Source organism: Streptomyces sp. NPDC002490 (genome assembly GCF_040296045.1).
GTDB lineage: Bacteria > Actinomycetota > Actinomycetes > Streptomycetales > Streptomycetaceae > Streptomyces.
The window spans coordinates 87,048-95,271 of the sequence record NZ_JBEOWM010000026.1 but is presented as its reverse complement, the minus strand read 5'-3'; the positions used below and the strand labels follow the sequence as shown (position 1 = coordinate 95,271).

At 76.9% G+C, this 8,224-nt stretch carries 1 protein-coding gene and 1 pseudogene; one reads left to right on the top strand and one right to left on the bottom strand.

Translation table 11 applies throughout. The features are described 5' to 3' along the window. Positions 1–127 (top strand): annotated as a pseudogene (locus tag ABT092_RS18615) (IS110 family transposase); the annotation flags it as partial. An 8-nt stretch (positions 128–135) separates the two neighbouring features. Here the strand turns inward: ABT092_RS18615 and ABT092_RS18610 are convergent. Then, positions 136–8,166, bottom strand: coding sequence for a type I polyketide synthase (locus tag ABT092_RS18610; protein WP_351245114.1), 8,031 nt, complete (start codon positions 8,164–8,166; stop codon positions 136–138). Between the last annotated feature and the right edge of the window lie 58 nt (positions 8,167–8,224).

Below are 8,224 nucleotides of genomic sequence, written 5' to 3'. Positions count from 1 at the left end.
CGCTGAGGGCAAGCGGCACACCCAGGCCGTCCTCGCCCTGGCCCGACGACGGGTCAACGTCCTGTGGGCCCTCATCCGTGACGGACAGCGCTTCCCACGTGAACTCCCTGTCACAGTCGCCGCTTGACAACAGCATTAGGAGGTGCGCTCCGGGAGGCCGTCGGCCCAGGTCCAGACGGCTCGGGCGGTGGTCGCGGCGTGGTCGTCGACGATGGTCCAGTGGTCGCCCGGGACCTCCGCGGTGTCGTACAGGCCGGGCCAGGGCGCCCGCCCCGTACGGCCGGTGTCCGCATCCGACGGGCGTTCGGCGGCGCGGACCAACAGGGTCGGGACCCCGAGGGGTTCGGGGCGCCAGCCGCGGAGCATCCGGACGTAGGAGCCGAACGCGGTCAGGGCCATGTCGTCCACCGCGGTGTCGAACTCGGTCCCCATCGCGAGGGCCATCCGGGCGGGTAGGGCGAGCAGCCACGGCTCGTCCTCCCGGTCGGGGGTCACGTGGTAGCTGTCGAGGAGGACCAGGCCGGCGGGCGGCGTGCCGGTGTCCGCGAGCCGGGCGGCGACCGCGTGGGCCGGGCAGCCGCCCATGGACCAGCCGACGAGGACGGGGCGGCGCCCGTCCAGCCGTTCGCGCAGGGTGGCCGCGTGCAGGTCCACCAGGGTCGACCAGTCGCGCGGGGCCGCGTCGCCGGACGCGATCCCCGGGTGCCGCACTTCCAGGGCGTCCCGTTCGTCCTCGAAGTGGCGGGCGAGCGCGGCGTACCAGGGCCTGCCGAGGGTCGGGGAGAAGCCGGGGAAGCACACCAGCGGCGGTCGGCCCGGGTCGCCCTTGGCGAGGTGCAGCGGGTCGACGGCGTGTGCGGCGGCGTCCTCGGGGCCGAAGCCGGGGATCGCCAGGGAGGCGGTCACGAGCAGGTGCATCGCCGAGACGGCGTCGCCCGTCGCACACACGCGACGGTAGAGGGAGGCGAGGGTCTGCCGGGACCGGGGCACCGCGAGGCGGGTCGGTTCGACGGCGGCCCCGCCCTGCGGTGGCGGTGTGTCGGCGAGCCGGGTCAGGAGATGGTCCGTCAGGCGTCGGCAGGTGGGCAGGTCGAAGGTGAGGGTGGGCGGCAGGTCGAGGCCGGTGAGCAGGCCGAGTCGGTTGCGGAGTTGTACGGCGGCCAGGGAGTCGAGGCCGAGTTCGCCGAGGGCCCGGTCGGGTGTGACGGCCGCTGCCCCGCCGTGCCCGAGCACGTCGGCGACCGCCGCCCGGACCAGGTCGAGCAGGGCGGGGGCCCGGTCGGCGGCGGGCAGTCGTGCCAGTCGGACGTGCCAGGCGCCGGGCGTCTCGTCCGAGGTCGGGCCGGTGGTGTCCGGGCGGGTGCCGGCCGTGGCCTGCTGTGGGATCACGTCGTGCAGGGGCGGCGGGACGGCGCGGCCCGGCCGCATCGCGGCCGCGTCCAGCGGCAGCGGCGCGAGGACGGGCTCGCCCGTCGTCAGGGCGGTGTCGAACAGCGCCAGTCCCTCGTCGGCGGTGACGGCCCGGAGCACGCCGTCGCTCGTCCTGCCGGTGCGGACGGCCATGCCCCCGCCACCGGCCTCCGCTGACGCCCACGGCCCCCAGGCCAGCGAGAGCGCGGGCAGCCCCCGGGCGGTGCGGTGCAGTGCGAGGGCGTCGAGGAAGGAGTTCGCGGCGGCGTAGCCGCCCTGGCCGGGGTTGCCGAGCAGGCCGGCCGCCGAGGAGAAGAGCACGAACCGGGCGAGGGGCAGGTCCTGCGTCAGCTCGTGCAGGTACCAGGCCGCGTCCGCCTTCGGGCGCAGCACGGCCGCGACGCGGTCGGGCGTCTGGCCCTCCAGTACGCCGTCGTCGAGTACGCCCGCCGTGTGCACCACGGCCGTCAGGTCGGCGCCGTGCTCGTCGATCAGCCGGGCCAGTGCGGAGCGGTCGGCGGCGTCGCAGGCGACCACGTCGGCCCGGGCACCGGCCCGCTCGATGCGCTCCCGCAGCTCCCGTGCGCCGGGGGCGTTGGGGCCGCTGCGGCTGGTGAGCAGCAGGCGCCGTACGCCGTGGTGCTCGGCCAGATGGCCGGCGAGCAGGGCGCCGAGTGCCCCCGTGCCGCCGGTGATCAGCACCGTGCCGTCGGCCGGGAACGCGCCCGCAGAGGGGGGCTCGGCCGGCGCCTGGCGGGTCAGCCGCGGTACGTGCACCCTGCCGGCGTGGACGGCGAGTTGGGGTTCGTCGCTCGCGAGGGCGGCCGGCAGCCGGCGCGGGGAATCCGGGTGGTCGTCGATGTCGACGAGGGTCAGCCGGCCCGGGTACTCGGACTGGGCGGTGCGTGCCAGGCCCCATACGGCGGCGGCCGACAGGTCCGGGTTCCGACCGGTGGCGCCGCGGGTCACCAGGACCAGACGCGTTCCCGGGGTCAGGGCGGGCAGTCGGTGGCGCAGCAACTCCAGTGCGCGGGTGACCAGGGCCCGGACGGCGGCCGGCTGGTCCGTGGTGGGGGCGGGCGGAGCCAGGGAGACGAGGAGAGCGGTGGCGGACGCCCCGGGGCCCGACGGACCGGGACCGGGAAGCCCCGTAGCCAGGTCGAGGTCGTCCGGCGGGCCCACCTCCCAGCCGGGCGGGGTCGAGGGGGACGGGTCGACGGGCTTCCAGCGCGGGCGGTACAGCGGTTCGGGCCGCGCGCTCGCTCCGGCGTCGCCCACCGGGCGGGTGGTCAACTCCGCCATCCGCAGCACGGGCCGCCCGGCCGGGTCACTGAGGTCCGCCGCGACGGTGTGGTCCCCGGTGGGGCGCAGCCTGACCCGTACGGCGGTGGCTCCCGCGGCGTGCCGGCTGACGCCCCGCAGGACGAACGGCAGTCGGCCGGTGCCGCCCGGCCCTCCCGGTTCGGCGGGGAGCAGCAGCGAGGCGTGCAGTGCGGCGTCGAACAGCGCGGGGTGCAGGTCGTAGCGGTGCGCATCGGGCCCGGTGTCGTCGGGCAGGCGTACGTCGGCGAGCAGGTCGTCGCCGTGTCGCCACAGCGCCCGTACGCAGCGGAACGCCGGGCCGTACGTGTGGCCCGCGGCCGCCAGGCGCTCGTAGGCCCCGGTCAGGTAGACGGGTTCGGCGTCCGCCGGCGGCCAGGACTCCTCGTCGCCCAGGGCCCGTTCGGGGTCGGCGGCCGCAGGGCCGAGGCGGCCGGTGGCGTGGTGGGTCCACGCGCCGAGGGGGCCCTCGTCCCCGGGGCGTGCGTGCAGGTCGACGGTCCTGCGGCCGGACGGGTCCGGGGCGCCGAGTGCCACCTGCACGTCGACGTGCCCCTCGGGGTCGGGCAGGAGCAGCGGGTGGAGCAGGGTCAGCTCTTCCAACTCCGTCAGGTCGCAGGCGGCGCCGGTGGTGAGCGCGAGGTCGGCGAGTGCGGTGGCGGGCACCAGCACCCGGCCGTGCACGACGTGGTCGCGCAGCCAGGGCTGTCCGGCGGTCGACAGCCGGCCGGCGCTCAGCAGCCGGTCCGTGCCCGGGAGGCTCGTCGTCCCGGTCAGCACCGGGTGGTGGCTGGTGGAGTGCGCGGTCGGGTCGGCGGGGCCCGTGGCGGGTGGCACGGTCAGCCAGTGGCGTTGGCGTTGGAAGGGGTAGGTGGGCAGGTCGACCCGTCGGGCGGGCGGGCCCGCCTGGCCCTGGCGGACGGCCGCCCAGTCGACGGGGAGGCCGTGCACGTGCAGCCGGGCGAGGGCCGTCATCAGGGTGCGGGGCTCGGGGTGGCCGCGCCGGGTCGTCGCGGTGAACACCCGGTCCCCGGGCTCCCCGACGGTGCTCAGCGCGGCCGAGGTGAGGTGGGCCGCGGGACCGACCTCGACGAACGCGCTCACACCTGCCTCGTCCGCGAGGTGGCGTACGGCGTCGGCGAAGCGCACCGCCTGGCGGGCGTGGCGCACCCAGTAGTCGGCGGAGCGCAGGTCGTCCCCGGTGGCGGGGCGTCCGGTGAGGGTGGAGACCAGCGGGACGCGGGGTTCGTGGAAGGTGACGCGGGACGCGGTGGCGGCGAACTCGGCGAGCGCCGGTTCGACCAGCGGGGAGTGGAAGGCGTGCCGGGTGCGCAGGCGTTCGGTGCGGTGGCCGCGAGCCGCGAGGTTCAGTGCCACCGCCGCCACGGCGGGCTCCGCCCCAGAGACGACGACGGCCCGCGGGGCGTTCACCGCGGCGATCGCGACCGGCCCCGCGGCCGCGGGGGTCCGCGCGAGTTCCGCCGTCACCTCGTCCTCGGTGGCGTCCACGACGACCATGGCGCCGTCGGCCGGCAGGCGCTGCATCAACCGGCCCCGGGCGGCAACCAGTTCGACGGCGTCGTCCTCCGTGAGGACACCGGACACATGGGCTGCGGCCAGTTCGCCGACGGAGTGGCCGGCCAGCACGTCGGGCCGCACTCCCCAGGAGGCGAGCAGCCTGAACAGGGCGACCTCGAAGGCGAACAGGCCGGCCTGGGCGACGTCGGTGCGGTCGAGGGCGTCGGTGTCGCGGCCCGGCTCGGGCCACAGGCTCGCGCGCAGCGGCCGGTCCCCCGCGCCGACGGCGTCGAACCGGTCGCACAGCGCGCCGAAGGCGTCGGCGAAGACGGGGTGGGCGGCGTGCAGTTCGCGGCCGAGGCCCGGGCGCAGGGAGCCCTGGCCGGTGAAGAGCAGGGCCAGCCGCGGGGCCGTACGGATCGGGGCGGGGACCGGCGCCCGGGCGGCCAGCCGGTCCAGTTCGTCGAGCAGGGCGGCGCGGTCGTCGGCGGGAACCGCCGCCCGGTGGCGGAGGGCGGCACGGGTGGTGGCAGTGGTGAACACCACGTCACCGAGGGGCTGTTCGGGCCGCTCCCGGAGGAAGGCGGCGGAGCGCCTGGCCTGGGCGCGCAGGGCGTCCTCGTCGACGGCGGACAGCAGGAGCGGCAGTTGCGCGGCGGCCGGTCCGTGCTCGCCGTCGGCAACCGCGACGGGTTCCGCGTCGGCCTCCTCCAGGATCACGTGCGCGTTGGTGCCGCCGATGCCGAAGGCGGACACCGCGGCGCGCCGCGGCTGCCCGGGGGCGGGGTGCCACGGCTGCTCCCGGGTCAGGGGCCGCAGGGCGCCCGAGGCCCAGTCGACCCCGGGGGACGGCTCGTCGAGGTGGAGCGTGCGCGGCAGTACGCCGTGCCGCATCGCGAGCACGGTCTTGATGACTCCGGCGACTCCGGCCGCGGCCTGGGTGTGGCCCAGGTTGGACTTGAGGGAGCCGAGCCACAGGGGGCGGGCGGCCGGGCGCTGCGGGCCGTAGGCGGCGAGCAGCGCCCGCGCTTCGATGGGGTCGCCGAGCGGGGTTCCGGTGCCGTGCGCCTCCACCGCGTCGATGTCGGCGGGGGTGAGTCCGGCGGCGGCCAGGGCCTGGCCGATCAGTCGTTCCTGGGCGGATCCGCTGGGCGCCGTCAGGCCGTTGGACGCCCCGTCGCCGTTGACGGCGGAGCCGCGGAGCACGGCGAGCACCGGGTGTCCGTTGCGCCGGGCGTCGGACAGCCGTTCCAGCAGCACCAGTCCGACGCCTTCGCCCCAGGCGGTGCCGTCGGCGGCGGCGGAGAACGGTTTGCATCGGCCGTCCGGGGCGAGCCCGCGCAGCCGGCTGAACGCGACGAAGGGCGCCGGGCTCGCCATGACGGTGGCGCCGCCGGCCACCGCGAGGGAGCACTGCCGCGAGCGCAGCGCCCGTGCCGCCCAGTCCATCGCGACCAGCGACGAGGAGCAGGCGGTGTCCACGGTCACCGCGGGTCCCTCCAGGCCGAGGGTGTAGGAGACGCGTCCGGACGCCACGCTGCCGGCGGAGCCGAGGGCGAGGTGGGCCTCCTGCTCGTGGCCGCCACGGTGCAGCAGCCGGCCGGCGTAGTCGGCGTGCATCACCCCGACGAAGACGCCGGTGTCGCTGCCGCGCAGGTCGGTGGGGGCGATGCCGGCCCGCTCCACCACCTCCCACGCGGTCTCCAGCAGCAGCCGCTGCTGGGGGTCGGTGGCCCGCGCCTCCCGGGGCGACATCCCGAAGAAGGCCGCGTCGAAGTCGGCGGCCCGGCGCAGGAACCCGCCGCGCCGGGTGGTCGAAGTGCCCGGCCGGTCGGGGTCGGGGTCGTACAGGGCGGCCAGGTCCCAGCCCCGGTCGGCGGGGAAGCCGGAGGTGGCGTCGGCGCCGTCGGCGAGCAGCCGCCACAGCTCCTCCGGCGTGCGGACGTCGTCCACGGGGCCCGGGAAGCGGCAGGCCATCGCGACGACGGCCACCGGCTCGTCGGGCTCCGCACCGGCCCCGCGTCCGTGGATGGCGCGGGATGCCGGGCCCGCAGCGCCGAGCAGCGCGTCGCACACGAAGTCGGTCACGGCGTCCGGGGTCGGCCGGTCGAAGACCAGGGTCGGGGGCAGGTCGAGACCGGTGGCCGCGACGAGCCGGTCGCGCAGCAGTACGCCCTGGAGGGAGCCGAGCCCCCGGTCGGCGAAGGTCTGCCCGGGGTCGCAGCCCCCTTGCTCCTCGGCCGTGGGCATGGCGTCGAGGACGAGCCGCAGTAGCGCGCGCCGCCGTTCGGGGGCGGACGAGGCCAGCAGCCGGGCGCGCAGTTCGTCGCGGGTGTGCGCACGGCTTCGTGCGAGGGCGTCGGCGAGCCGGGCGGCGAGGACGGTCCGTCGGACCTTGCCGGACGACGTACGGGGCAGGGGCTCGCTCGTGCGGAACTCGTCCGGCACCTTGAACGCCGACAGCCGCCGCCGGCACTCGGCCCGCAGCTCCGCGAGGTCGACGCCCTGCGGGCCGGGGACGACGAACGCCACCGGGACCTCCCCCAGCACGTCGTGGCGGCGGCCGACGACGGCCGCGTCCGCGACGCCGGGGCAGGACAGCAACGCCTGCTCCACCTCCACCGGGTTGACGTTCTGGCCCCCGCGGATGATCAGGTCGACCGCGCGGCCGGTGACCCGCAGCCCGCGGTCCGGGGTGCGGTGGCCGAGGTCGCCGGTGCGGTACCAGCCGTCCCGCAGGACCTGCGCCGTGGCGTCGGGGCGGCCGTGGTAGCCGGTCATCAGGCCGGGGCCGCGCACCCAGATCTCGCCCTCGTCGCCGTCGGCGACGGCGTCCCCGGAGACCGGGTGGGTGAGTTTGACGTCCATGCCGGGCAGCGGCCGCGGCACCCGGTCCGGGCCCGGCGCGCCCGGCAGGGCGAGGGTGATCTTGCCGCTGGTCTCGGTGGAGCCGTAGCCGTCCAGCAGCGGTGCACCCAGCAACTCCTCGGTCGCGGCCAGGAGTTCGGGGGGACAGGGCGCTCCCCCGGTCAGACAGACCCGCAGCCCACCGGGGAGCGGCGGGGCGTCACGCACCGCACTGACCAGCAGGTGGTACGTGGCCGGGACGCCGGCCAGCATCGTGAAGGGCTCATCCGGCGGCTGTCGGCGCAGTGCCTGTTCGACGTCCACACCGCGGTCGAGGAGGTGGGCGCTCGCGCCGGTGGCGACGACCGCGACGAGACACAGCGACTGGGCGTAGGCGTGGTGCAGCGGAAGCGGCCACAGCAGCCGGTCCCGTTCGGACATGCCGAGCAGCGGCGCGTAGGCGGCGGCGGTGGACCACAGCAGGGCCCGCTGGGTCGTCACGGCGCCCTTGCGGGTGCCGGTGGTGCCGGAGGTGTAGAGGATCCACGCGGGCTCGTCGAGTCCGAGGTCGTCGCGCGGCGGTTCGGGGGCGTCGGTCGCGGCGAGTTCCTCGTACGGCACCGGGTGGCCCGGCTGCTCGGCCGGCGGACCCGCGGGGCCCACGACCACGCCGGCCCGCAGCGGGGTCCGGCCGTTCGCCGCCCGCGTGAGCCGGGCGAGGAGCGGCGCCTCGGCGAAGGCCGCCACGGCGCCGCTGTCGGCGAGGACGTGGGCGAGTTCGCCGTCGGCGGCCTTCGGGTCCAGTGGCACCCCGACGGCGCCGGCCCGCAGGACGGCGAGGGAGCCCTCCACCGTCTCCAGCCGGCTGGGCAGGCAGAGCAGCACCCGGTCCCCGCGGCGGATCCCCAGCCGGGACAGATGGCCGGCGACCCGGGCCGTGCGGCGCTCCAACTCGGCCCACGTCACCTTGTGCTGACCGGCGCTGAACGCGGTCCCGCTCGCCGCGCGGGCGGCGTGCAGCCGCAGCGCCTCGGCCAACGGACGGACCAGCTCCGCGTGAACCTCCGCCATGCGCACCCCTTTTGCCCTCCCGGTCCCGATGCTCAACGACTATAGGGTCAAGGCGAGT